The organism is Vibrio lentus (assembly GCF_002875945.1).
GTDB lineage: Bacteria > Pseudomonadota > Gammaproteobacteria > Enterobacterales > Vibrionaceae > Vibrio > Vibrio apostichopi.
The window spans coordinates 1-23,715 of the sequence record NZ_MCZK01000060.1; the positions used below are offsets into that span (position 1 = coordinate 1).

Annotated in this window: 31 protein-coding genes and 1 pseudogene; all 32 read right to left on the minus strand. The window is 46.1% G+C overall.

The window, feature by feature from the left end; translation table 11 throughout:
• Positions 1-823: pseudogene (locus BCT49_RS04770) on the minus strand (HNH endonuclease); the annotation flags it as partial.
• 92 nt (positions 824-915) lie between these two features.
• Positions 916-1,203, minus strand: a complete 288-nt coding sequence (locus BCT49_RS26095; protein ID WP_102434350.1) for a MarR family winged helix-turn-helix transcriptional regulator — start codon at positions 1,201-1,203, stop codon at positions 916-918.
• A gap of 105 nt (positions 1,204-1,308) precedes the next feature.
• On the minus strand, positions 1,309-2,511 hold the full coding sequence (locus BCT49_RS04780) for a site-specific integrase (RefSeq protein ID WP_102434351.1): 1,203 nt from the start codon (positions 2,509-2,511) through the stop codon (positions 1,309-1,311).
• A gap of 1 nt (position 2,512) precedes the next feature.
• A complete protein-coding gene (locus BCT49_RS04785) occupies positions 2,513-3,487 on the minus strand; it encodes a contractile injection system protein, VgrG/Pvc8 family (protein ID WP_102434352.1) in 975 nt (324 codons plus the stop codon).
• Positions 3,487-3,690, minus strand: coding sequence for a hypothetical protein (locus BCT49_RS04790; protein ID WP_102434353.1), 204 nt, complete (start codon positions 3,688-3,690; stop codon positions 3,487-3,489). Before BCT49_RS04790 ends, BCT49_RS04785 begins: the two co-directional genes overlap by 1 nt.
• Positions 3,687-4,055, minus strand: a complete 369-nt coding sequence (locus tag BCT49_RS04795; RefSeq protein ID WP_004733483.1) for a phage tail protein — start codon at positions 4,053-4,055, stop codon at positions 3,687-3,689. The genes BCT49_RS04790 and BCT49_RS04795 overlap by 4 nt, the downstream gene beginning before the upstream one ends.
• A gap of 2 nt (positions 4,056-4,057) precedes the next feature.
• Positions 4,058-6,802 (minus strand): phage tail tape measure protein, encoded by a 2,745-nt coding sequence (locus BCT49_RS04800; RefSeq protein ID WP_102434354.1) that lies wholly within the window; start codon positions 6,800-6,802, stop codon positions 4,058-4,060.
• A 112-nt stretch (positions 6,803-6,914) separates the two neighbouring features.
• Complete coding sequence (locus tag BCT49_RS04805) at positions 6,915-7,478, minus strand: hypothetical protein (RefSeq protein WP_102434355.1); 564 nt, start codon at positions 7,476-7,478, stop codon at positions 6,915-6,917.
• A 60-nt stretch (positions 7,479-7,538) separates the two neighbouring features.
• Entirely contained in the window at positions 7,539-7,775 is a 237-nt protein-coding gene (locus tag BCT49_RS04810; protein WP_016799292.1) for a hypothetical protein, read from the minus strand.
• Positions 7,776-7,900: 125 nt separating this feature from the next.
• Positions 7,901-8,389 (minus strand): phage major tail tube protein, encoded by a 489-nt coding sequence (locus tag BCT49_RS04815; RefSeq protein WP_102434356.1) that lies wholly within the window; start codon positions 8,387-8,389, stop codon positions 7,901-7,903.
• The gene (locus BCT49_RS04820) at positions 8,382-9,551 is read right to left on the minus strand and encodes a phage tail protein (RefSeq protein WP_102434357.1); all 1,170 of its coding nucleotides are present in this window, start codon (positions 9,549-9,551) and stop codon (positions 8,382-8,384) included. The genes BCT49_RS04815 and BCT49_RS04820 overlap by 8 nt, the downstream gene beginning before the upstream one ends.
• Positions 9,551-9,763, minus strand: coding sequence for a hypothetical protein (locus BCT49_RS04825; protein WP_241908034.1), 213 nt, complete (start codon positions 9,761-9,763; stop codon positions 9,551-9,553). Before BCT49_RS04825 ends, BCT49_RS04820 begins: the two co-directional genes overlap by 1 nt.
• Positions 9,764-9,816: 53 nt before the next feature.
• Positions 9,817-10,047 (minus strand): hypothetical protein, encoded by a 231-nt coding sequence (locus BCT49_RS04830; RefSeq protein WP_102434358.1) that lies wholly within the window; start codon positions 10,045-10,047, stop codon positions 9,817-9,819.
• Between the two features lie 2 nt (positions 10,048-10,049).
• Positions 10,050-10,805, minus strand: a complete 756-nt coding sequence (locus BCT49_RS04835; protein ID WP_102434359.1) for a hypothetical protein — start codon at positions 10,803-10,805, stop codon at positions 10,050-10,052.
• The gene (locus BCT49_RS04840) at positions 10,805-11,341 is read right to left on the minus strand and encodes a phage tail protein (protein ID WP_102434360.1); all 537 of its coding nucleotides are present in this window, start codon (positions 11,339-11,341) and stop codon (positions 10,805-10,807) included. Before BCT49_RS04840 ends, BCT49_RS04835 begins: the two co-directional genes overlap by 1 nt.
• Complete coding sequence (locus tag BCT49_RS04845) at positions 11,338-12,081, minus strand: phage tail protein I (protein WP_102434361.1); 744 nt, start codon at positions 12,079-12,081, stop codon at positions 11,338-11,340. The genes BCT49_RS04840 and BCT49_RS04845 overlap by 4 nt, the downstream gene beginning before the upstream one ends.
• A complete protein-coding gene (locus tag BCT49_RS04850) occupies positions 12,065-13,045 on the minus strand; it encodes a baseplate J/gp47 family protein (protein ID WP_102434362.1) in 981 nt (326 codons plus the stop codon). The genes BCT49_RS04845 and BCT49_RS04850 overlap by 17 nt, the downstream gene beginning before the upstream one ends.
• The gene (locus tag BCT49_RS04855; protein ID WP_004733471.1) at positions 13,042-13,374 is read right to left on the minus strand and encodes a hypothetical protein; all 333 of its coding nucleotides are present in this window, start codon (positions 13,372-13,374) and stop codon (positions 13,042-13,044) included. The genes BCT49_RS04850 and BCT49_RS04855 overlap by 4 nt, the downstream gene beginning before the upstream one ends.
• Positions 13,371-13,964 (minus strand): baseplate assembly protein, encoded by a 594-nt coding sequence (locus tag BCT49_RS04860; protein WP_241908035.1) that lies wholly within the window; start codon positions 13,962-13,964, stop codon positions 13,371-13,373. Before BCT49_RS04860 ends, BCT49_RS04855 begins: the two co-directional genes overlap by 4 nt.
• Complete coding sequence (locus tag BCT49_RS04865) at positions 13,912-14,388, minus strand: hypothetical protein (RefSeq protein ID WP_102434364.1); 477 nt, start codon at positions 14,386-14,388, stop codon at positions 13,912-13,914. Before BCT49_RS04865 ends, BCT49_RS04860 begins: the two co-directional genes overlap by 53 nt.
• 10 nt (positions 14,389-14,398) lie before the next feature.
• Positions 14,399-14,923 carry a hypothetical protein gene (locus BCT49_RS04870; protein WP_017078635.1) on the minus strand — a complete coding sequence of 175 codons (525 nt, stop codon included), beginning with the start codon at positions 14,921-14,923 and terminating at the stop codon, positions 14,399-14,401.
• On the minus strand, positions 14,904-15,230 hold the full coding sequence (locus tag BCT49_RS04875; RefSeq protein WP_017100927.1) for a hypothetical protein: 327 nt from the start codon (positions 15,228-15,230) through the stop codon (positions 14,904-14,906). The genes BCT49_RS04870 and BCT49_RS04875 overlap by 20 nt, the downstream gene beginning before the upstream one ends.
• Before the next feature lie 9 nt (positions 15,231-15,239).
• A complete protein-coding gene (locus BCT49_RS04880; protein ID WP_102434365.1) occupies positions 15,240-15,572 on the minus strand; it encodes a capsid cement protein in 333 nt (110 codons plus the stop codon).
• A gap of 68 nt (positions 15,573-15,640) precedes the next feature.
• Complete coding sequence (locus tag BCT49_RS04885; protein ID WP_102434366.1) at positions 15,641-17,653, minus strand: ClpP-like prohead protease/major capsid protein fusion protein; 2,013 nt, start codon at positions 17,651-17,653, stop codon at positions 15,641-15,643.
• Positions 17,637-19,127 carry a phage portal protein gene (locus BCT49_RS04890; RefSeq protein WP_032555835.1) on the minus strand — a complete coding sequence of 497 codons (1,491 nt, stop codon included), beginning with the start codon at positions 19,125-19,127 and terminating at the stop codon, positions 17,637-17,639. The genes BCT49_RS04885 and BCT49_RS04890 overlap by 17 nt, the downstream gene beginning before the upstream one ends.
• Positions 19,120-19,341: a hypothetical protein gene (locus tag BCT49_RS04895; protein WP_017088415.1), complete on the minus strand. Its 222-nt coding sequence runs from the start codon at positions 19,339-19,341 to the stop codon at positions 19,120-19,122. Before BCT49_RS04895 ends, BCT49_RS04890 begins: the two co-directional genes overlap by 8 nt.
• The gene (locus BCT49_RS04900; protein ID WP_102434367.1) at positions 19,338-21,434 is read right to left on the minus strand and encodes a terminase gpA endonuclease subunit; all 2,097 of its coding nucleotides are present in this window, start codon (positions 21,432-21,434) and stop codon (positions 19,338-19,340) included. Before BCT49_RS04900 ends, BCT49_RS04895 begins: the two co-directional genes overlap by 4 nt.
• Positions 21,415-21,885, minus strand: a complete 471-nt coding sequence (locus BCT49_RS04905; RefSeq protein WP_004733461.1) for a hypothetical protein — start codon at positions 21,883-21,885, stop codon at positions 21,415-21,417. Before BCT49_RS04905 ends, BCT49_RS04900 begins: the two co-directional genes overlap by 20 nt.
• Positions 21,886-22,346: 461 nt before the next feature.
• The gene (locus BCT49_RS25770) at positions 22,347-22,571 is read right to left on the minus strand and encodes a hypothetical protein (protein WP_198595815.1); all 225 of its coding nucleotides are present in this window, start codon (positions 22,569-22,571) and stop codon (positions 22,347-22,349) included.
• Positions 22,568-22,873 carry a hypothetical protein gene (locus BCT49_RS04915; protein ID WP_102434369.1) on the minus strand — a complete coding sequence of 102 codons (306 nt, stop codon included), beginning with the start codon at positions 22,871-22,873 and terminating at the stop codon, positions 22,568-22,570. The genes BCT49_RS25770 and BCT49_RS04915 overlap by 4 nt, the downstream gene beginning before the upstream one ends.
• Positions 22,874-22,924: 51 nt before the next feature.
• Positions 22,925-23,407, minus strand: a complete 483-nt coding sequence (locus BCT49_RS04920; RefSeq protein ID WP_102434370.1) for a hypothetical protein — start codon at positions 23,405-23,407, stop codon at positions 22,925-22,927.
• A complete protein-coding gene (locus BCT49_RS04925; RefSeq protein ID WP_102434371.1) occupies positions 23,373-23,663 on the minus strand; it encodes a hypothetical protein in 291 nt (96 codons plus the stop codon). Before BCT49_RS04925 ends, BCT49_RS04920 begins: the two co-directional genes overlap by 35 nt.
• Between the last annotated feature and the right edge of the window lie 52 nt (positions 23,664-23,715).

Genomic DNA, 23,715 nt, shown 5'->3' on the forward strand with positions numbered 1-23,715 from the left:
GAATTACGCAACAAAGCCTGAGAGTGTTGATACTTTGAATGGTAAAAATTCCATCCTTCCAAGACGCAACTCGACCAATACCCACAATCTTATAAGTTACAGATTGCGGCTTTTTAGCTTCCTGAATGCAAACCACAACAGGGATATTATTTAGCTTGCAGTAATTTAAACCTTGGTTGGTCGCATAATTATCGGCCTTAGAATTTGGTTCACCTTCTTGGTAATACTTATAGCTCCAATTCCCATCTTCATCATAAACGGGTAATTCATCTGCATATGGACTACTTAACGTTTGCTTTACTGACAATGCAAAAGGCATACCTTTGGGCTTATATATACCTTTCGCCGTTGAGCAAATCATGAAGTCAGATTGATTTATATCTTTCCAAGGTACGATTTCACCCTGTTTCTGCATTGCCCACTGAAGACGTTTCGAGTGCCACTCTTCCAGGCTCTTAAAAAAGTAATTTTGATATATCAAATCTAGGTTAGAGAGGCGCACCTCAACTTTGGATGCATGCTTCTCGAAAATCAGTACTTCTTTGTCAATTTCGAACTTCAGAGGAGATAACTCAGCAATAATCAAACTTAGGTCTATTTGATACCTAGATGGGTCTTTTTGCGTAACATTTGCGCTTATCAGCTTACCGTTGACTCCCAGCTCGACAACCTGTCTTTTCACTGTTGTATCGATGCCAAAGAACTCATGGAGATCACTAGGAAGCCCACTGTTTTTTTCACTAACGAGAGTTTTATCTGCTCGTTTAGCAAACATAGATTCACGTAACGGATACCAACTTGTCCCAATAGTCTTACAGCCCATGCTATCTCTTTGATTTTAATATAATGAATTGCTATAAAAATACATGATATCCCTCTAGGTTCCTATAAGTTCTAACCAACATGTGTCAAAACTCACAGCTTAAGATATTGGAACTCAGTTCCTCCAAAATCTCTTATTATGATTTTTCGGTTTAAATACCCCTTCTCACAAATCCTTTTTAAATTGCTACTAGCCCAACTCGTCGACAAATCACATCGCTCCGAAATTTGTAATGCAGTCACCTCTTCACCAACGTTGATCACCTTAAGAACTCGTAGTTGAGTCTTGCTTAACTTTACCAACCCGACTTGATGAGGAACTTGACGCGCAATAGTTATAAGAGCCTCATTAACTGGCTCGTTTTGGCATAAAAACGACATCTCGTTACACTCCTCCTAGACATAGAATGAAAATCACTTTAACAATTGATTTAAATAACCTTTCTACAAAAACACCCAACCTATAGATGCAGGTCATACGCAGCTTCACCAGCACTTTTTTAACCATTTATGGTAATCAACGAGCGCGTCCCTCTTCTGAAGTTCAACTTGAGAGTGGATGTATATGACGTCTAATTTATCTTTCGCATGGTTCAATAATGATTCAGCAATAAAATAGTCCACACCAATATCTGCCCAAATTGTTCTAGCTAGCTTTCGCAGATCATGAGCCGACCATTTTCCACGGCTTACGGCTCTTACCAATTTGCAGGCTTGAGCTCGATGGAGAGGGCTTTTATCTCTTTTACACAAAGGAAATAAGTTCTTTCCTTTGTAATGGTTATCCAACAGCCACGCCTTATAGGACTTAAGAAACTCAATCATCTCGTCAGTTAATGGATAGATGATCAACCGTTTTGTCTTTGTATTATCCGCCGGGATGAGCCATTGCTTTGTCTCAAAATTAATATGAGACCACTTAGCTAACCGAGTTTCTCCTATCCGAGTTCCGTGGTACAACATCAGCGTACACAACGCCTTAGGTATAGGCTCAACATGCCTAATTGAATTTAAAGTATCCAAAATATTCATCGGCATTAATTTGGGCGGTTTAGGCCGAATGGACTGGCTAACAAAATCGGTCCACCGCATATCGCTCATCGGGTTTGAAAACAGTTTTTTCATTGAATACGCCGTAGAAAATGCAACTTTAACTAGCTGAAACAAACCTTTGGCATAGCTTAATGAATATCCGCTTTGAAGAAATGGCACCACAAAATAGTCATCAATCACCATTCGTGACAAAGCCGTGACCTCTACACCATCAAACATCGAATATAAATGGGCATTAAACATGCTCCGAATAGCTATCAAACGATTTTTTTCAAGTCGACCAAGCTTTTCTTGTCTCGAAATATGCCACTCCAACACATCCGTCACCAACAGCAGAAAATGGTGGCGCACGAGAGGGGTGTTGTTTTCATTGTTGTCTTTGACTAGTTGAATAGCTTGAGATGCTGACGTTTTGGGAAAGTGGGCAAAGACAACACTACTTTGTTTAGTATTTTGGTATGAGAATAACCGCCAACTGCCTTTTTGACGGTCTTTACCAAAAATGTAATACAGCGAATAACGTACATCTTTGAGCTGCTTAACCCTCGGGTCTCTCGCATATTTTCTAATTTGGGTATCAGAAATCTTACAGCGAACGGTCGCAACATGATGAACACCAGAATTCAACGTAATCATCCTACTCTCCCGTTAAGGTGGCTTTAATGCTCATTCGTCTTGGCTGCAGGCCTTGACCCGAAATCGAGACGCTATCTATTGAGCTCGTGCCTTGGAATACAACAGGGAAAGAGCTATCCAAAACCAATAGTCCTTCAGCAAACACAGCAGGATTTGGCGGTGCTTCGATACTGAGCTTTCGTCCCTCTCGCTGCATTTTTCTTAGCTCACTAGCGCATGCCTGCTCAGCTTCTTGCTGGCTGTTTTTATCTTTACCAATCGATCTAAACGGTGCCTTCCCTTTTCTGATTTCTTGCCGAGTGCCGTTCTCAGTCGAAAGATAAAATGCTTTCACGCCTGTGACATCCGTTCGGCCGTCGAGGTCGATACTCACATTGGTGAAATTGGGCAACTGCGGGTTATTACCACTAGGTTGTGACAAGGTAACGGTTTCAATATCTTTGCCACTTGCGCTTCTTGCTTCTCCCTTGGGAGCAAAGATGAAACGGCCATCGATAGGCTTGGCGACGGCATCATATTGTTTGGCCAGTCGATAAAGGAATGACGGTGTACTTTCATCAGTACGATCAATATGCTCGATTTCAATTTTTTGTAATCTCGGATGAACAAAAGCTTGAAAGCCATGAGGAGCAACATTATCCGCGACGATTTGAGCAAGTGTTGTGTTGTCCCAGCTCATCGACTTACGCTCTCGATAACCGATTTCATCTTTAATACTGAATGGGGCGACCGATAGCACTAAGACAACTTCACGTGGATGTAAACTGATTGAACGTTTCGATATTTGAAATTCATCACGTAGCACTTCCCCCAAATACACAGAGTACTTCTCACCTTTCGGGGGAATGCCGTCAATGTCATCAGAATTGATCGTTAAAGAAAGACTATCCCCCTCAATCCCGTTGCCATCAGATAGGCGCCAGGATTTAAGACGAGCCAATAACAGTTCGCTATTTTTACCTACTAGTTTGAACATTAATCCCAAGACCTCGTAACAGATTGAGTGGATTTCACAGTGGATATTTCAGGAATATGGACATTGGTATCCGCAGTAAAGACATCACCACGAACATGCGGATTAAGGCGATAAAACTCGATCTCTAACTGATCACTGTCTTGGCCTGTTTGTTTAAAAAGTAAATCGGTGATTAATTCCCCTTTACGAGCAAATATTTTCATCCACGAGACTCCAGTAGCTGCAAAGACATATCAGTCACCATGGCTCGACCATCGTGGATCAGCTCACTGCGCCCCTCTTTAATCTGCTTAATCGTCCAACGGCCAAGGTTAAAACCTTGACCATCACTCACTTGTTGAGGCTCATCAATCAAGGCACGAATCGCATCCACTGATTTAGCAGCGCTGTATTGAAGCCATTTTGCTGTGATGTCTATCGTTTCAAGTGGTCTGCCCGTTCGCTCTGAACGCGCATTATCAATGAGGCCGACTTCTGAGTAAGCGCCCGCCGTGGTTCTATCAAACTTCGTTATGGGTGTTTTATCTCCAACCGAAAACACGAACTCTCCAATCACTAAATGATGCATGGTTAACCTCTATCAATAGCAGATACGCTAATGGAATCGTCGATGGTAAGCCCCGTTAAAGATTCATATTGAGACTTCATTTGTTGGTCAATTTGAGCGGTAACCTGAGCCGCAATTTTCTGTTCATTCATGCCTGGTACGGTTTGAATAGCGACGTCGGTTTTAAAGGTGACATTGGGTGTTTGTCGAATGAGAGATTCGGTTTTTTCTTTCTCAACTAACTTTTCAGACACGGCTTCCGAGGCCATGAGCTTGTCGTCGGGTGAATCCAGCTTATCGCCAAACCATCCCCCTAAAAACTCACCACCAAGATCGCCTAATAGCGAACCGGCTAAACCACCTATCACGGTACCGACGCCAGGAAAAATCATGGTTCCGATAGTCGCTCCAAGACTGGCTCCACCCATGCTGCCAAGTAACCCACCACCTTCGGCCAATGCAGTTTTGGTATCGCCTTCGGTCACCGCCGTTGCAATGTTGCCGGCACTAATCGCCATATCAAGTGGCCTGAGTAACTTACCTAGCCCCATCTTCCCCGCGCCTTGTGCAATATCTCCAGCCAACCCTATACCGTCTTGAGCCATGGCAATCGTCGGCGTCATGGCCAATGCTCCCCCACCCAATGCCAAAGGTAATGCCGCTTTATTAGAGGTCATCATAGTACTTGCCATGTTGTAGGCTCGCGCTAATGGGTTTCGTGAACGTAACTTGCGTGGAGGCATTCGACTTTTTGACCGTCTACCACTAGCACCCAAGCCGCCACCTCGCCCACTACTTCCTCTGCCTCCAGATCCCATGCTCATCATGGTTTGATTCAACCGACTCAATTGCTTAGTTGCAAATGCCGCTGCGCGGCCACTCTGCTGCGTCTCTCGGTTTAAGCCCTTTCGAAACAAACGCCCTTTATCGAGAGTATTACCAAAGATAAGGGAGGCGGCTTTGCCTGCTAACATCGCGCCTTTGAACGCCAATAAGCCAGCAACACCAATTCCAACCGCAGCAGTAACGCCCTGGTTAGCTTCGGCAAAATCCGCCAATAGGTTGATGCCATCACCTAATGGCTCAAGTACCCAATTGAGCGCGGGTAAAAGAGCGGTACCAATGATCACGCTTAAACGATTCACCTTGTTGATGAACTGAGAAATACCGTTTTCACTGGTGTTTATTCGCGCCTCATATTCGTCTTGTAATGACTGAATATGAACGTCTTGCCCTTGCTTAGCTAACTTAAGTGTTTTACGAAAGAGATCCGTGTTACCCGCCAGTGAAGCCACAGCCCCTTTAGATTCTTCACCAAAGATTTGAGTGATTAACGCACTTTGTTCTTCTAATGGCGCATCTTTTATGGCTTCAAGCACTTGCAGTAACGTACCCGAAGCATCGTTTTGCATTGATGCCGCGAGATCTACCGAATCGAAACCTACGGTTGATAACGCGGTTTGCTGCGCTTTGGTTGCTGCGCCGCCAAGAGTTAGGCGACCTGAGATATTCTTAAGTGCGGTTGCAGAACGTTCTTCCCCCATACCTGCAGACAACATCGACGCCGAAAGCGCCGCGGCTTCATTAGCGGAGAACCCCGCCATTTTGGCAGACGCTCCTTGCCTAGCCATCACGCCTGCAATGTCTTTAGCTTTCGCATTCGAGTTGTTCGATAAATGGTTGGCAAGGCCAGCAAGGCCCATCGCACCATTTTGATCTAACCCTAATGCTGCTTTAAATACCGCGAGGGTTTCACCCGCTTGGCCTGCTTCCATATCGAAAGCGACACCCATTTGGGCAGAATCGAGCACGAACTGTTTTAACTCAGCTTTGTCTTTGATTCCGCTTTGCCCACCAGCAGCCAACATGGCGTTGATGTCATTGGCGCTCATCGGTGTTTCAGTGGAGGTTTTTAGCGACCAATTACGCATAGCGTCTGCTTCTTCAGGGGTCATATCGACCACCTTTTTCACATCAGCAAACGAGCTTTCGTTTTTAACTGCCGACCATACCGTGGCCGCTATTGGCGCAGCAGCCATGGCAAGCGACGTCGCTTTACCACCAATCTCGCTCAGTTTTGCATCGCGAGTATCAATTCGTGATTGAATTGATTTCATCTCTTTCAAGTGACGATTTTGTTTGGCGATTGCAGCTGTGGCCTTTTCTGCCTGAGCTTCGAGCTTTCTTTGCTCATCACTCAAACGGCCAGTATTGATCCCCGACTCTTTTAACGCAGCACCCAACCCCCTGAGTTTGTCGCGCTGCTTATTTTGGCTATCAGTTAGCTGGGTAACCCGTTTGCCTGCCGCTTTATAGGCCGCATTCAACTCATTGGTTTTCACCTTGCCGTGGTGAATCTCATCGTTGAACGAATCTAGCCGTTTTTGCGCTTCGTATAACCGGTTCTTTAAATCAATAGCCCCTTCGCCCGAAGCCTTTTTCATTTGGGAGTTGAGGCTTTTTATCTCCGCTTGTGTCTTACTGTATTCAACCCGAAGGCCTGAAGTTCGCTGTTTGTTGTCTTCCAATTCTTGACTAAGGCGAGTCACCTTTGTTTTGGCATCATCAAGCTGACCTGCCAACTTAGCCGCTCGCTTACTGGCAGACTCAAAACCATTTAGCTGCTTGAGCTTGCCATTAAGTGAGATCACCTCGCCACGCTGGCTTTCAAGTGCGGCAGTTAATCGCTCTGTAGCTGTTGTCGTTGAAGCAATGTCTTCAAGACCATTTACGGTGGTATTAAGAACGAGGTTAATTTTCTCGGACATTATTTCACCCCAAGTTTGGCGAGAATGAGCTCATAACGACGCACCGCGATATCTTGCGGCCATCGCCTTAGCTCAGATTCAGATGTATTTCGGTGCATTGGGATAAGGTCGATTAAGCTCTCAACGTCGTCGGGCGAAAGTACGCCGCCGATTGTTGAAAAAAAGCGCCCACCTGCGGTTTTAGCGCCAAATAATCATTGATTGAGAGAAAATCAAGATCGGATGTTTGCAAGCCTGTGATCACCTCAAACATAAAATCTTCGCGCGCTCGATCTTCAGTTATGTCTGCCAACGCTTCAGAATGCGCTACTTTAGGAATGGCAAACTTCACCTTATTAATATTCTCACCCACTTCATTCTCGAAAGGATGCAGCAAGGTAAGCTCTAACGACTTACCGTTAAGCTGTTCGCCTCGCAGTTCATCTGATGGTTTTAGAATCAAATCACAAATGTCGTCATAAAGCTGATTGAAGTCAGGTACCGATAAGGTTTCGAACTCTTCTTTGGCCACATCACTGCAAGCCATGATCACCGCTTTGCGTTGTTCGAAAAGCTGTTTGGCCGTGAGTTCTTGTTCGGCTTCGATATGCGGCAGCTTACGGAACTGCGCAACAGGAATAGTTTTAAGTGCCACGCTTTCACGCAAGAAGAAAGTCAGTTTGCTTTGGTTTTTCATGAAATTTTTCCATAAAAAAAGCCACCCGGTTTGGGAGGCTTAGGTTTTGATTGGGTAAAGTTAGTGAGTCTGGCAAACCAAACTACTTAGCTTGCGCTCTTGAAAGTCAGCTAACTGCATCATGCCTTGAATTGCGCGATAATCTTCATTACTTCGCTCTTTCCCTTCTAAGGTGATGCCAAGTGTTGATGAAATTGCTTGTAAACTCACAATGACATTTTCGATTGCGTCCCACGCAATATCAATCTCATCGTTTTTCTCTTTTTTATTAACCTTTTCATCGTTCTTAGGCGCCATATTTCATACCTTATATATTCAATTTCTCTGTAACTAATATCTAAGATAAGCGCCTTTCCAGATCGCGCAAGCCCCCTATTTCGACATAAACTTCAATTAAATCGTAACGAACGTTACAAGTGTAATTACCCAATACCAGCAGTTCCCATTAGATCAACACCACCAACAACGGTCTTACCTGTATTCACGTTAATGTCGTGAATGACTGACCCCGTATCAGTGAGTTTGTACGCCTTGCAGGTTCCTTCGATGGTCACGGTTGGCTTTTCGCCCATCTTCACTGCATCTTTTTTGATGTTGGTGATTGGTCCATACATCGAGTACACCTCTTGGTACTTCGTCTGGTCGGTGCCTTTGCCTTTTTCCGTCACGTTCACTTGAGCGTTATCCATAAAGAAGCGGCCAAGTGCGTTTTGGATTTTTTGGTGATCACCACGTACTTTAAGCGTCCACTTAAGCGGCTCAAAGCCCACTACATCTTCAGACTGGACAAACGAGCCCTCGTTAGACACCGTCTTGGTTTTGATATCAACCGGAGTGAACTCCACTATTTCGTTCATCAGCGGCACAGATTCAACCTGAGCCGAGATCCGCATACGAATACGATCAGCCATTAACGACCTCCTCTAACCATGCTTCAATAAGGCCGTTGTCCACACTCATCTCATAAACCATGTGTTCGTTTGGAGCATAGCGGCCATAGTTGACACACAAGTACCAACGCCCAGAGGTATAGTTCTCTAGGTTATTTTTACTTGGATGCAGGAATGCTTCGAATACGGGAATGACACCTTGAGCGACTAAGTTTTGGCCCCAATTCGTTAGACGGTCAACAACTTGCCCCATAAACTCTTCGGTGAGCTGTTTACCCATCAATGGTTGGCTGGTTTCTTCAAGCTTACGCGCCATCAAATCTTCCAAACCGACATGGGAAAGAAAACGCCCGGTATTAGAGCGGTTGCCGATAATAGACACTCCCCCCATACGTGTGCGAGCAATCGTCACAACACCATGCTTATTCAGGAAATTGGCTTGAGTCGTTTTATCATTAATTTTGTATGAAACATTACGAGCAGTTTCATCACAAAGTACCCCTCGGTTTTGCGGACTCTCCCAACCTTCAACCGAGGCCATCGCTGCCACCAAAGCAATAGAAGCAGGCATAAGAGATTGCACACCGTCATAGGTTTTCAAAAACCATGGGTCGATAATCGACAGCTTATCTTGTCCCGTCCCTTCCGATCCAAATTCAGCTGCAAACTCTGCAGCTTCCATATCATTAGTATTAGGACCATCAAGAACCGGACGACAACGAACATCACGACCAATGAGGGCGAGCTTTTGACCAACGGCTTTCGAGTTAAAACCTGGCGCCGCAATGATGGTTGGCGTTTCTGCGCACGCCTTAACGGTTTCAAGGCCGGTGATCGCTCCTGTAGAACTGTTTACCCCACCGATGATATTCGCCTCAGTGACGGATACGTTCGCATTAGCTTCCACAATCGTGACGTACACAACGCACTTAACGTATTCAAGTAAGTAGCGAACCACATTAGGCAATGTGCCTTGCCTGGTCCCAACGCTATCAAGCGATAACATCGCATGACTGTAATTCCATAAACGCGTTGGCTCGTTATAACTCAAACCAATACTCTTATTTGGCGCGGTACCGGTTAAGTGAACCACCTGTAATGCGAGTGGCCCCATGCTTGGTTGAGGCTCAATGGTGTTAACTTCTACCCCATTGAGCTCAAAATCTTGGATTGGCGTGAGCATTATTTGCCCTCTTGTTCCGTGGATTTAGACGACACCTTCACTTCAATTGCTGGCCCTATTTTTCCGTTTTGGATAAGGAAGGCCGTTTGTTGAGGCAGAAGGTGGATAGTTTTTTCACTTGGATACACCCAACGACCATTCAGTCGAAACTCTTTGATGATCGGGTATTCCAATGTTTTCGCTTTGGATTTCTGCACCGTACTTAACTCCAATAAAAAAGGCTCCTTACTAAAAAATAAGGAGCCTAATAATTCATAAAATTTGACTACGGCTGTAGCTCATATAAATCGCTTACTTTCGGACTCTCAGAGTTCGCCCAGCTTCGACAGCGATCTATAAAGTCATACATGGCCGCTTTCTCCTCTTCAGAGCCAATACGATCAACGGTCATCTGCTTACCTATGGTAAAAGACGCAATAATGTGAGCTTCACATCTTTCATTTATGTCTTTCAAACCCAGTAGATCATTTGTGTAATCAATCATGTCTATGTCCATACTTAGCCTCCTACTGTTGCTCCATAAGGACTTTCTTCATAAATACAGGGCCAAAAACCCCATTGTGGTGACGATCGATCAATAGTTATATAACCCGAGACTATGGCTGGCCATATGAAAAGCACCTCACCCGCAACCGAGTCTACATAAGGGTGGGCATGTATATACCGACCAGGTTTCCCTTGGCTATTTTGGCCACAGAGGCCCCATTCACCATTAACGCCATTTAACCACCACCCACGAATAGAGCCCGAAATTAATTTAGCGTAACTTCCAATCGTTAATGTCCCGCTTCCATTACCTACAGGATTTGGATACATCGTATAAGAACTATGCTTACTCGAGTCAAAACCGTCCCACTTTAGTTTCATCACTCTTATTTGCGTCGGTTGGAAGTGCTTATGATTTTTCATCCCCATTGAGGTCAAAATTTCTTGCTCTTCACTATCTCGGTCATCCCATTCAATACCGGAGGTAATAGTGCGATAAAGACTGGTATTAATTTCAAACTGAGAGTTTTTACCAAAGAAATCTAAACTGCCTTCAGTCAACATACAGCTTTGATTTCGACTCTGACGGTAAATCGAATTTTCAGACCGGGCAGAGGCTAAATACCCATCTACTTTTGCCTTGGATTCTTTTAGCCCCTTATCTATCTCCCCCATTTTACCTGCAACTTCTTGCGACAACGCTTGCGAAGCTGCAGTCTGCTCTGCCGAGGTTTTCTGTAAATCTGTAATCTTTTGTTCAATACCCATTAACCCAGCTCCGTTCTCAGGCGCTCACTAAGCAACAAATGCTGATGAGCTATTTTAATTTGTGTTGTTCCTAAAGAGACCGTTGCGATAGCAGCAGTCAACACTTCTTCAGACATCAGTAAATTCACATTCTCGGTACCTACCTCGATTGTCACGCTGCTGCTCGGCAATGGCGACACATCCAATGTGAACTTTTGTAACCAACTCGAGTTCGCCGATTTGTAGGTAAGCAATGTATTCGGGGCGGAATACACCGCTAGCAAAGTACCGGATTCTAAAAAGAACCCCACTTCACGAACTTCATATTCTTGGCTACCTTTGAATACGGCACCCATTCTCAATTGTGTTGGGCTGAGCTCCTCCCAATCTAAAATGACTTCGCGTTGAAGCTCGTGTTTCAACGCCTTCTGACCTGTCGTCGGTGTATAACTACGGTCACCCACGGCAATGTATTTAATCGCCCCTTTTAGCCCTTGGTTGCGAGCGCTAATAAGCTCAGCGAGCCCTGCATCGGTGTATTGCACGACATAACTCATGCTACTGCTCCAAATTCAAAATCAGTTGTGAAAATTAGGCGTGTGGCTGCGCACCAATACAAAGGAGCAAAGCCTGGTGAAATATCAGGGACGTCGCCCGTCACAAAGTCATCAAAACTCGTCACGTGATAGCCGACACCAGATAAAAAGGAGGAATATTGGACTTCCGGAGATGCTTTAATGGTCCCGCTGCAATGATCGTCTTTCGCAATGACGCTATTTTGCTTCACCGCTGAAAATTCAAACCCAGAATCAGCACCAAGCGCCATGATCAAATCAACCGTGTCTCGCTCAGATTTAGTGCTATCAATACGGCTTAAGACTCGGGTTGTCGCCGCCTTATCAAGCGGCTGGTTTCGTTGCCATGCGATACATTCAATATGGTAAGGCGCTAATCTTGGTTCCATTTGATGCCAAGGTGTCACTTCCACATCACAATCAATCGCATCCAGGGCAATAGACAAACCAAATCGCGTCCCTGCTTTTCGATGAATATCAAACGCCTTATCCACCGTTTTACGCTGACTTTCTAGTGTGTCTTTTGGCTGCCAATCCGTTACACCTCGCTCACCAGCAAGCAAAGCCACGAAGGCTTTATCCGTCAGTAAGGGTTGTTTGAGATTGGGATATGGACAAAAACTGGATTGAATAAGCTCTGTCCAAGCAAACTCCAAAGCCTCTTCAATAAGAGAAGCATTATTGGGCTGGACCGATAGAAACACCTTATTCGGATCGGACATTCACAATCACCTCCGTACAATGTGGCGCTTCATCCCAAGCGCACACCACATCAACTACAGGTGCTTGAACCTTGGCCCGTTTCGCACCCAGCTCATAAAAAATATGTGCCACTTCTTCCCGGTCAATGATGCCGCCAAGCCTTTGTGCTTTCTCGGCAAACTGCCAAGCCACAGCGACCGCCGACTCTTTTTCTACCTCATTGTTGGGATCCGCTCCTGTAAAAAGCGTCACTTCAATTTGATAAGATTTAGGCGTTGCCGCTTTTACCGTGACCTCATCCGACTCTTGCGCTATGTCATCACGGTTTAAATATTGTCTTGCTCTTTCAAGCAAGGTCGAACTTGGAACACCATTGAGTGATGTACGACTTAACAACGCCACACAAACTTTGCCTGAATTAGGCGCAACCATTCTGGCTTGCGCATCTTTGATAGGGTTAGGTAAGGATGTTTCAGGAAACTCATAACGCATCACCAGAGCATCTTTTTCAGAGTTCACCGCAATGGTTGGTCGCTCTTCTAAAGTCATGGCATGAAAACGATAACCAAGCCGAGTGCCGGTGGTATGAAACTGGAAAGGCGCTAAATCAAAACGCTGAAGCAAACTTTCATTAGACTCCATGACCGCAGGCTTTGCGGGGAAAACGGTATCATCACCGGCTTCAATGACCTGACGCTTTAAACTGTATTGCAACGCCAACAAATCTACCATTTCGGTATCTGTCACGTACTTACGAAACATCTGCAAAGCTTGATGATTCTGCTCTCGTATTTCAGCGGTTCGTTTTAAGACAAACGCTTGTGTCACCTGAGCGAGAAGCTCACCTTGATTATTAAAGGCCTCACGTAAGTGTTTCGCTTTATCTTCATCTCGCTGAGCGCAATATTCCACCGCAAAATTGATGTATTCATTCAGCAAAAATTCAAAGTTAGGCTCACTGAAAGCTTGAGGTTTATTACTCATAATGCACCACTCAATTGCAGAGGTTCCCCGCGCCATGTTCCCGAGACTTTCACTCTAAATCCATTCAAGTGTGGGATTGCTTGGCACTGAATACCTTGATAATCCGTTAACCCATTCAATGGGTTGGACAAAGCCTCTAATGTTAGATTTTGAACTATCATGGATTCGGTGGGTGTCTGCTGTTTTCCCAAACGCGAGACCGCTCGATTTCCAACACCTCGACGTTTTACTCGTGAACTGACCTCTGTCGTTAATACTTTTGCAAAACGACAGTTCAAGGCACTAGCTCCGGTTACGGTTTTTCCTGTTTTGGGGTCAATACCAATCATTGCTGTTGCTCCGTTGGCTTGGTTTTCGCAGGGCCAGGGAGTATGCCTGGATGATCGTGCTCGTTATAAATCTCTCGGTCAGCTTGCATCGAACGAGTATGATCGGTGACCTCTCCCGTTGCTTGGTAATCCCCGTCTTGCCAAGTATCACCATAGATCTTCATGCCCCCTGGATACCGGCAGACAATAGAGCCGTCATCGAGGTTATAAAGCTCTGACATACCGTTACCGTAATCGGTCATCACCTCATTTCCTTTGACGGTTGGGCTTTGAAATTGAGTAGAGGGTAATCCCATTAACGCCACGGCATTGTTTAAGCTGTCTCCGCTTCCCAAGTTAATCAGTAAACACTGCTCGTTAACTGAAGGGCGCCGATATTGGCTAACTCTTCCTGCAGCAAGCACAAAAAAAGGGATCCTCTTTACTAGATTACCCCCTGTCTGAATATCGACGGTATTTGCCTCGGCTTTCACAACAACGCCTAAGCGCAGTAGATTGGCTGACGCGCGATTGTTCTCTTCTAATTCTTCATGTAACTCAAGAACCTTCTTCTCCAATGCGCTCACATGTTTTATAAGCTTGGCTAGCATGTTCGCAGCCCCCGTCTATGTAATGCCAGCTTTCTTCCACTGGGCCTAATCGAATACGCTGTTTCATCGTCACGGTTCGTGCAAACACACCATTTTGTGGATCAAACTTACTCGGTAGATTAGACACCACCATCGCGCCATCCAAATCACTCGGAGCGCCAAATCGCTCATGCAGTAATTCACGCTCGACACGCGTTGAAGCATCCAACGCTTCCAAATCGAAGCCATCCATGGAGATAGGCACTTCAACCAAGAACCTCAATTCAATATCATGAAGGTGACGCCCATCGTTGGCATATTCATTAATCGGCTCGGCTTCGCCAATGTGATAACTGATAGTGGTATTGGCCAACTCAACCGCTTGGCGTCGATAAACCGTATCGACTTTAAGCGCAAGCCGCTGCTCTAAGTGATTGACCACCACTAAGACCCACTCACGCGGCGATCGAAAGAACGTATTTGAATTCACGATGAAAAAACGCCTCAAATTTACGATTAATATCAGGCAAGTAGTTCTCAACAATCGAATCCACATCATCCGCAATGTCGATTTCGACTCTTTCGATGACGGTTCTTGCCTTGCCACGTCTTCGCCATACCAAAAGCTGATCGCTGTCCATCGGAGAGATAAACGCGCCAGCAAAGAAATGCTCACCAACACGGACGCCCAAGCGGTTTTGAACAGGCTTCCCCAGTCGGTGAACGCCAATGTCACGCACACCAATCCACAACTTCGACACACGACCGTTTTTGTACACTCGAAATCGCGAACGCAGGGCTTTGTTATCAATACTAAGTTCGTAGCCAAGCTCTGCCATAGATACACCTCGTAACCATCTAGAGGTGAGCGAAGCCGCTCGAAGTACCGCTTTCGGAATTTCTTCTTCAAACGCTTCATAACGACGAATAAACTCAGTATCTAAAAGCAATTGGGAACGGCTAGAATTCAGACCACTCATGCTTCGCACCTTGGGTATCTAATACCAGAACATATTCCCTCATGAGCTGACTTGTGGCATTAGGGCTTTTAGCTGCAGCATCAAAAACTAGCCGGTAGCGTTTATCGCGATAAAGCAACGTACAACTTTCGGGGAGCTCAGAATCCGTAGCCAGTAAATGCACTTGATTCACACCTTTCTCGTGACGTCGGATATATCCGATCACTTCAATCTGCTTCCCTTGTGGTGTCATCACAAAAAGAGGACGACCAAAACAGCGTTGGATAGATTCACGAATAAGACGTCGAGCCGATTCGAACTCGCTCATCACGAGTCGTTAAGTCACAAACTCAGTGAGTACGCCGCCAGTCAGCAGCACACCACTATCAATGAAAACCCCAACCGGTTGAGACAGGTCTCCCGATGCCGTGGGCTTTGTCTTGGTAAACTCACCATTTTTGAAGTAAGCCGCTTCAGATTCAAAGCTCACGCTATCCCCCGTTTTAATCGGGCCATCAAAATGACCTTGTGTATAGCACACCGCCGTATCACCAGCAGCTGCCGTAAAGTTGGGAACGACTAATAAAGCTCCAAGTAGACAAGGTACATCTTTCTTAAAACCACCCGTTGGCACAGTCGCCACAATCTTTTTACCATCGCTTAAACGCATATTTTCACCATTAAAAAAGGGCGAGTAATGCTCACCCTGTGAATCGAATTAAACTGTTCTTCCAAGCTTTACTTAAAGGTCGCTTGAGCAATACCACGGCGGTCCAATACCTTCGACATCAAGTCGTAAGTAATGCGGAACTTGGCACCATCGCTGCTCCAACCGTCGCCCGTTTCTAGCCATGGGTCTTGCTGGCCATCTAAGAAGCCCATCACGACGGTATCAAAATCTTTACCTGTTAGTGCCAGAGCTCCATTCACATCGCCTACACGCGCAGTTTCAATCACCTTACCGAATTTTTTATAAGCTGGGTTAAAGGCATCCGGTTTACTCGCCGTATTCAAAACCGCTTCAAACATTGAGGCATGATCTGGACTCGCAATCAAGAGCTCACCGCGAAGATCTAACGCATCGCCTTGGCCCGCTTCACCATCCAGTGGAATTGTGGTTGCCGTAGCAAAGACCTTATGCAGGGCCATAATCATCGCCGCGTAATCACCTGCTGGAATGTCATTGATTAAGTTACCCCAGCCTTTGTCTTTGCCCGCTTTAAAGACATTGCCACCATCGGCCATCTTGCCTGCGAGGATAGCGTTAAACATCAGCTTGTCTGACAGACGATAACCGGACTGCATGAATTTACGAGGTACCTTCGCCACTAAGCCAATTTCATCATTAATGATGGCATGACGAGTGAACTGGATTTCACGGCCAAAGGTCGCAAGTTGAATGCGCTCACCACTGCCTTTTAAGACTGCCGCTTTGTACTCGCCATCTTCCGATACTTTCATCAAGTCTGGTGCGTCATTAACCATCACTAACTCAGTTTCACGAAAATCCGTCAGGTTCTCTACGTTAGCCAGTTCACGCCACATCGGGGCTCTTGCTTGCGCTTCATCGCGCATCACGGTTCGAATACCTTCGGTGATGATGTCGCCAAAGTCACCGGAGTTAAACGCTCGGTTCACCAATTCATTCTTAGTGATGGCGCTTCGTGCATTCACATCGAGGCAAGCGCGCGCCATATTCAGTAATGACTCATGACTAAACGAGTTGTCTTTTTCTAAATCCGCAACACCACAACGCGCATTCAACGCATTTTGCAGTTCGTCTTTGACATGGTTGCCGTTGCCAAGTCTCATGTGCGTGGCCGTCAAATTCGCTTCAGGCTCTTGCTGACCTGTCGCTGATTGGCTACCAATACTTTCTAAAATCTTAGTGGATGCCTGTCCTACTGAGCACGATAAGTCGGTCAGCATTTCATTGGTTAATGCCTCGCTGACTTTATGTTGAGCGCACAACGCACGAATATCTGCTTGGCGTTGATTCTCTGCTTTTACAGCGTTTTGTAATTCTTCATTTGGTTTCGGCATGTCGCTTACCTGCTTGGGTTTGTTTATTTGAGGTTCATTTGGCTTAGCAGACGCTGCCAAAGGTGTCGGTTCATTCGACTGTAGCGTTAGCGAATTCATCAGCTCACTTGGCGCTTGTTTGAAATTCTTAAAATCAGATTCATCGAAACTCTGTAATGAGTTACTGAGATCGACCGCTTCAACCACTTCATCGACAAGCCCCCAATCTTTAGCGGCTTGCGCGGTGAACCAGGTTTCACTCTCCATAGCGGTCAGAACCTCTTCAAGAGGTTGACCCGACTTTTCAGCGTACGCTTCAGAAATGGTCTTGGTCGCCGCTTGCAACTGTTGAAGCGCTGAATTGATTTCCTTCTCACCACCCCATGCTCCAATGGCTGGGCTATGGATCATCAACATGGCATTTTCAGGCATACGGATAGAATCACAGGCCAGCAGGACATAAGTCGCAATACTCGCGGCCATGCCATCGACAATGCCCACCACCCTTCCTTTATGCGCCTTCAGTGCGTTGTACATCGCTAGGCCTTGATAGACGCTGCCACCGCCGCTGAGCATTCGTAACTCGACCTCTTTCCCATTGGCCACTTGTAACGCAGCGATGATTTCGGTCGCATCAATATCCCAAGCGCTGATATCTCCATGCACCCAGACCTTAATCACATCGGCTTCATTTTTGAGCGTGTACCAGCTCTTATTTGGCTTTGGCATTTTTTGCCTCTTCTGTTTTATTGTTGGGCTTTGTAGCATGAGCAGGGTCCGAAGTGCTCACGATGTGCATATCATTCATTTGTTGCCGCTCCGACTGAATTTCACGGCGAGTAGACAAAGGGTTAATATTGCGTTCACGCTGTGCATGACTTAACGAATACAGCCCCAAACGTGTCCCTTTCTCTACGCCCACCATCTCTTTACCAGGATCAATCCATGGCATCACTGGCGCTTGATAAATGGCATTCAAAATGGACTTTCGGTCAACGTCGGCAGGGATTTTGACTTCACCGGCAAGCATCGCCATTTGCAAAGCATGTCGATACTGTGGACGAGTCCAACCTAAAACAAACTTTCGCTGCAGCACTCGATAGCGACTGAACGAATCGATTAACTCTTGGCGCTGAGCGGAATAACTGCCGTTGCTGTAGTCTCGGGTCACACTAGAGTTGTTCACTCCTGCGCCCCCACTGGCCAGTCGCAGCTGAGCATTTCTAAAAGGACTGCTCATGGTTTCTTTTCGATTGTTCTCCACAACCCCTGCATCTTCACCGGGTGCCAGTTCAAACGAATTCCCCATACCTAAAAACAAATCACCACCGCGATCGAACGCGTCTGATGTATTTGAATTCAATGTCGGGTCTCGTTTTATGTAATAAGCAAAACGACTCGCTATCTGGGCGCTAATACGTTCGGATTGATCGTAATCTTCGATGTCATCGACCAAATCCAAAATCGAATGCAAAAGGGAAATGCCACGGTTTTGATGAAAACGCCGAGTAAACTTTAAATGGCAGACAAACTGCGCATCAACATCAACAAACTCAAACCCTCTTGAGTCTCTCTGAATCAAATAGCTGATAGCCTGGCCGAGCTTGTTTCGCTTGATACCTTCAAACAGTCCCCCTTCAGCTTCCGTTATATGCGAAGGAATAAAATCAGGCTCAAAGGGCTGCACCGCAAAGGGCGTCTCTGTTGGGTAAACCAAATCACTGTGCTTACCCATGAACATTCGACAAAACACCTCGCCATCGCGAAACCATGTTCGACCCGCAAGCCATTCAGTTTCCGCGCGAGAATGTTCAGCATCGATGTTTTGGTTTAAAGAAAAGTTCTCCCACCAGGTCATGATCGCCTGAGCACATTCAATATGAACCTCACCTTTATGGTTTAGAGGTTGAGGCTCCACCATGATGCCATTCGGACCAATCACATTGGCGCAAAGCTCATCCAAAATGGCCGTAACAAATGGGTTATTTTCATCCATATGTCGCGCCCGTTGATACACCGCTTTCGCGCCTTTGTTCAACGAATTTGAATCGCCTTTCGATTGTTTATTTGTCTTTTTTGTATGAGGGTTTCGGGGAAGTGCTGCGTTGTATTTATTCAACAGCCGTCTGTCGTAGGCACGTTCCAAGCCTTTTCGAGGACTAAATACGGCCACTAGCTTGTCGAGCAAGTTTTGGCTACTCAAGATAATTTCTCCGTATCATAGAGCGTCGCCCCCCTTGGGCTTGCAGAGCAATAATGCGTTGCAAACGTTCTATCTCTTTACGCACCGTCGCTAGACTCGCCAAGGTTAGCTCTTCATCTTCTGCCGTCTTAACAGACTGTTGCTGTAAGATTTTCTGTTCGGCTTCGAGGTACCATTGCAAACGCTCTTGATTGGTTGGTATCGCTAAACTCATCCGAAAATACCTCTTGAGTGGTTATAACGTTTCTTAGGCTTGCGCTCGAAAACAGGTTGTAAGTCAGCATCAATTACATTCGGGTTAATCTGCCATTCAGACGCCCAAGGTGGTGCGCTTTCCCAATGGATTTCATCTCCACCAAGAAAATGCATCCCGGCTTCGGCATACGCGCATAAATCAAAACTCTCGTTACGCGTCTTATCAGGGCAGATCCATTGACCTTTTTCATCAATGAATTCAGCCGTCAGTTCATCGAACCACTCTCTTTCCGCCCATGCAGGCAAATGAAAATATCGAGAGCCGAATTCTTCACGAGAGTAGCTGGCCACGACACGGTTCTTAAGTCGATTGGTGTGCAACATTAATAAAGGGATCTCGCCATGCGCCAATTTGCTGCGCTTATCTGGGTATGACTCTTTAATCAGTGAATCCATATCTTTGTTGCTGGCGCCTTTCACGAGGCGAAACAAATGTGACAACCCTTTAGCTTTGAGCCGGTTATAGAACTGGTAAGCAAAATCGGTCACGGAAGTCTTCTTGCCGTCTTTTTCAGAAGCCGAACCGCCAGAATCGCACAGCGTTAATATCGGTTTCATTACCCGCCCACTGTCATCGACAACGGGATACGTTTTCTTGATCACCTGCTCGATAAGTAGATCCCAATCTTCAGCGTAAATGGCAGGGTTAATACGGTCACCATTTCGATGCGGTGTCGTTAAAATTTCAAAGCGGTCGATCACCCAGCGCTGCAGACCTTCGCCAAACACCTGAGCTTGCACCACAAACCGAGCATTGGATTTACCACCTTGAACATCGATACTCATTATCAAGAAGCGGCCACCGACAGGCACCACACCGCGCAGATAAGGATTGCCTTTGGCTTTTTCCATTAGCTCATGAGCACCAATATCTTGCCCTTGAGATTGCAGAATATAAGAGCGCCCCATTCGGGTATTGATGAAGGAGATCAGTGCATCTTCATCGCCACTGTCTTCATAAATGGCTTCGGCATTGAGGTAGCGATACACCAAGTTTTGCCAACTGCTGTAAGCGGCTATCACCCCTTCAAACCAAAACGTGGCCCATTTCGTTGTGCGTATCTCTGATTCTTCTTCAACTAACTCGCCGTATTGACTGACCGCACCTTCACGAAACCAATGCCCACTCAGATTCTTCGAATGTTTTTCGACTTCTTCAATACGATGGCCACACCTTGGGCAAGCCACATATGCGGTTTGAGACGAGAGCAAAGGATCCCCTTTGTCGTCCCATTTTAAGGTTTCGAATTCTGGTCTAAAGTGCGTATGACAATCGTCACACAACCAATAGAAACGGCGTCTATCGCCTTGGTTGTACAGCGATGCGATACCGCCACATGGTTGTGCCTCATGGGCTAGTAATTCTTCTTCCGGTTTAGGGTGCCTAACAATACGACCAGGAGAGCTTTCGGCCATCACCATGCCTGAAGATTTGGCGTTTTGAACACGCATTAACATCAGTTCAAACTTCGAGCCTTCTTGGCCCACTCCATCATCAGCTCTGTCGTAATCGGTCGCACCGGCATAACGATACGTCGACGCCGATAAGCTGGTTTCTGTTGCAGAATCTAACTTGAGATTCATGCCGTTTTTAAATTTTTTCGACGTGATGTTATCGTCGGACTTTCGCCCCGTTCTTAAACGTGCAATACCTGGCGTCGCTGAAAAGCAGCGGTCTAAATCGGCTTTAGACATATCTGCCGCTTTGGTCTTGGTGCTGTAAATCAGCAACATATCGCCAGGAGCTTGCGTCACCGTGTAATTAATCCACCCTTCGACTAACGCTTTAGTTTTTCCCGAACGTGCGGGGCCGACCACAATCACCGCCTCATAAATACGCCTTGCCAAACAGTTCATTGGCTCTTTCATATAAGGCACCAATGAGGATAAAAACTTCGTTACGTCCGTCCCATCAGAGATCCACAAATCTTCATCAGCAGCTTCAATGGGGGTTTTATCGGTTGGCGCACAAAGATAAGCGAGCTCTCGCCGGATCTTGCCCGCATCGGCGAATTGAACACCAAGGCGTGAATCAAACTTGTTCAAGCCCATCAGATACCGCCTTTAAATCAAAATTAAGTAAGCTTTCTAAATCTTCTAGCTGCTGCGTTGTTGCCGTTGGGATCGCCGATTCAATACGTGTTATTACTTTGTCTTTAAAGCCCTTTACACCAGAAATACAAATGGCTATTTCATTCTCGTAGTCTTCTTTTGCAATGCACTCGTTTGAGTCTTTCTGCAGTGCTAACTTCTCTCGTTCGGATTGAACGTAAGCTCTCAGTTCAGCGGCGGTTTTAAAGCCCATCAAATCGGGAGCATCACTTTCTTTTAAAGGTGCCTTACATAAATAAGGCGTCACCTGAACCACATCATAAAGCGGGGTTTGTCCCTTAAATGCGATAGGCTCAATACCTGCAGACTTAAGCTTTTTGCGGATCGTAGAACGGTGATAATCGAACGCTTCCAACTCGGTTAAATTCCAAAGTCGTTTTTCATTGTTCATTGAAAGCCCTCTTGAATGAGTCTCGTCTCTCCGAGTGTCACGCCCTTATTCGCATTAAGCTGACGTTACCTATTAATGAAGTTCTCTCAAACTCTGCTTGTTCCTTTTTGAATCTGGACTTGCGCTAACATATAAGGAGTTTCAGCAGCGAGCTGAATATGATCATGGCTAACAAGCAAGACAGCGAGGAACCCACGCTAGAAAAGGGTCACCACCGTTAGCCTGCATGAAAATGGCTTACGCCTGAGAACGCTCGGCGGCGCTCATTGAGAAATGCGTTTTGCTATTGGTGGTGATAATTAGGTAAAGATGTTTCTAGCCCTTAACCAGGGTTCACTTGGTAGTAATCAATACAGTCGTTTAAATCCTCGATATAAAGCTGCAAGTTAGTAAACGAACGCTTGGGATAATAAACACCGCCTTCGTCTACTTCGTACCATTCAAGTAATGGCGCCGTGGGTTTACAGCTTTTCGCGCTTTTGATTTGAATAGCTCGTGACATTGACTGACACCCGGCCAACGCTATCACCAAACTGCTCACGATGGCGAGTTTTCGGATCGTGCTTAATCGCATCCCGTGCTTGCTCCTGTTGCTTTAAGTCTTTTTTGCGTTGGCGCCGTTCGCACAACGCCACCGCTTTAAGAAGCAACTGCCCAATAATAGGCACCGCCTTTAACCAACTCATGGGGCGTTGGTACGTTTAACAAACTTCGGGGCGTTATACTGCTTGTTGGCGGCATGGCCCTTGTTGGCGGCTAACCATTCCAAGCAATCCACCAAAACGTCGGGCAGCGAAGCCAACCAACTGGCGGGAATGCATTGCCGCACCAGCGCCCAGATGTAACCAACAGTACAAAGCACACCAACAATCAAAGTTCCTTTATCGCCTAGTAGTTCAATGAGCAGGTTAAACACCGGCACACTCTCATCGGCTGCAAACACAGCGCCAGGACACAAGGCAAGGAACACAACAAAAAACCACTTCATTTTCGTTACTCCATAAAAAAAGCGACCCATTGGCCGCCGTGATTGAATTGCTTAACAGTCGAGAATTTCGTTAGGGAAGTTCTCGATAAATTCTTCTTCCGTTCCAGCTCCTAGCACCGTGTTGTAATGCACCTTCCAGTACTCGGCCATAGCGGCCACATCCCCTTCTACAGGGAGCGCATACGGTTTTCGGCGATAGAAGATCCGACACATAGCCACCGCGTAAGCTAAGTTGGTGACAAGCTCAAACTGATTGGGGTAGCCACCTTCAAAACTGCCAACACTTGCAAGTGTTCGAACCTTGCTTGAAAGTTCGTTCTTGTATCCAAGGTAGTTTTTCCAGATGTCGTGATAAGTCGCCGGCTCCATTTGAATGATGCCAAGCGCAGGGCCAGCGCCAATTTGTTTTAAATACTTGGCGCGGCTTTCTTGGAAGATGGTGCCGATGATCAATTGCTCGGCCGCTTTACTATGTAAGCCTAGCGTTTGAAGCGTGGGCCTAACGACCAGTTGAGTTAGTTGTTTTGCATCCATTGTTTTTGTTCCGTTTCTTACGCTGTTGATCAACGTAAACGTAAATGTCGAAAGCTAGCCTGCCAGCAATGACGACTAAGCCACCAAAAGAAATAAGGTTTGCGGTAGTGATTTCGGGAATAGCCAAGGCAGCATCGCTGGCCTCTTTCGCTTTGGCTGCTACGGTGCCGCTAAAAACACTGACACTGCTGCCGCCGCCATAAGCGATGAGGCGCCCTTTCCACTCCTGCGCCCACTGGGTAAAGTTTGTAAACATAGGCAAGAAACTGGCTCAAATTGAAGGCACAAAAAAAGCACCTAAAAAGGTG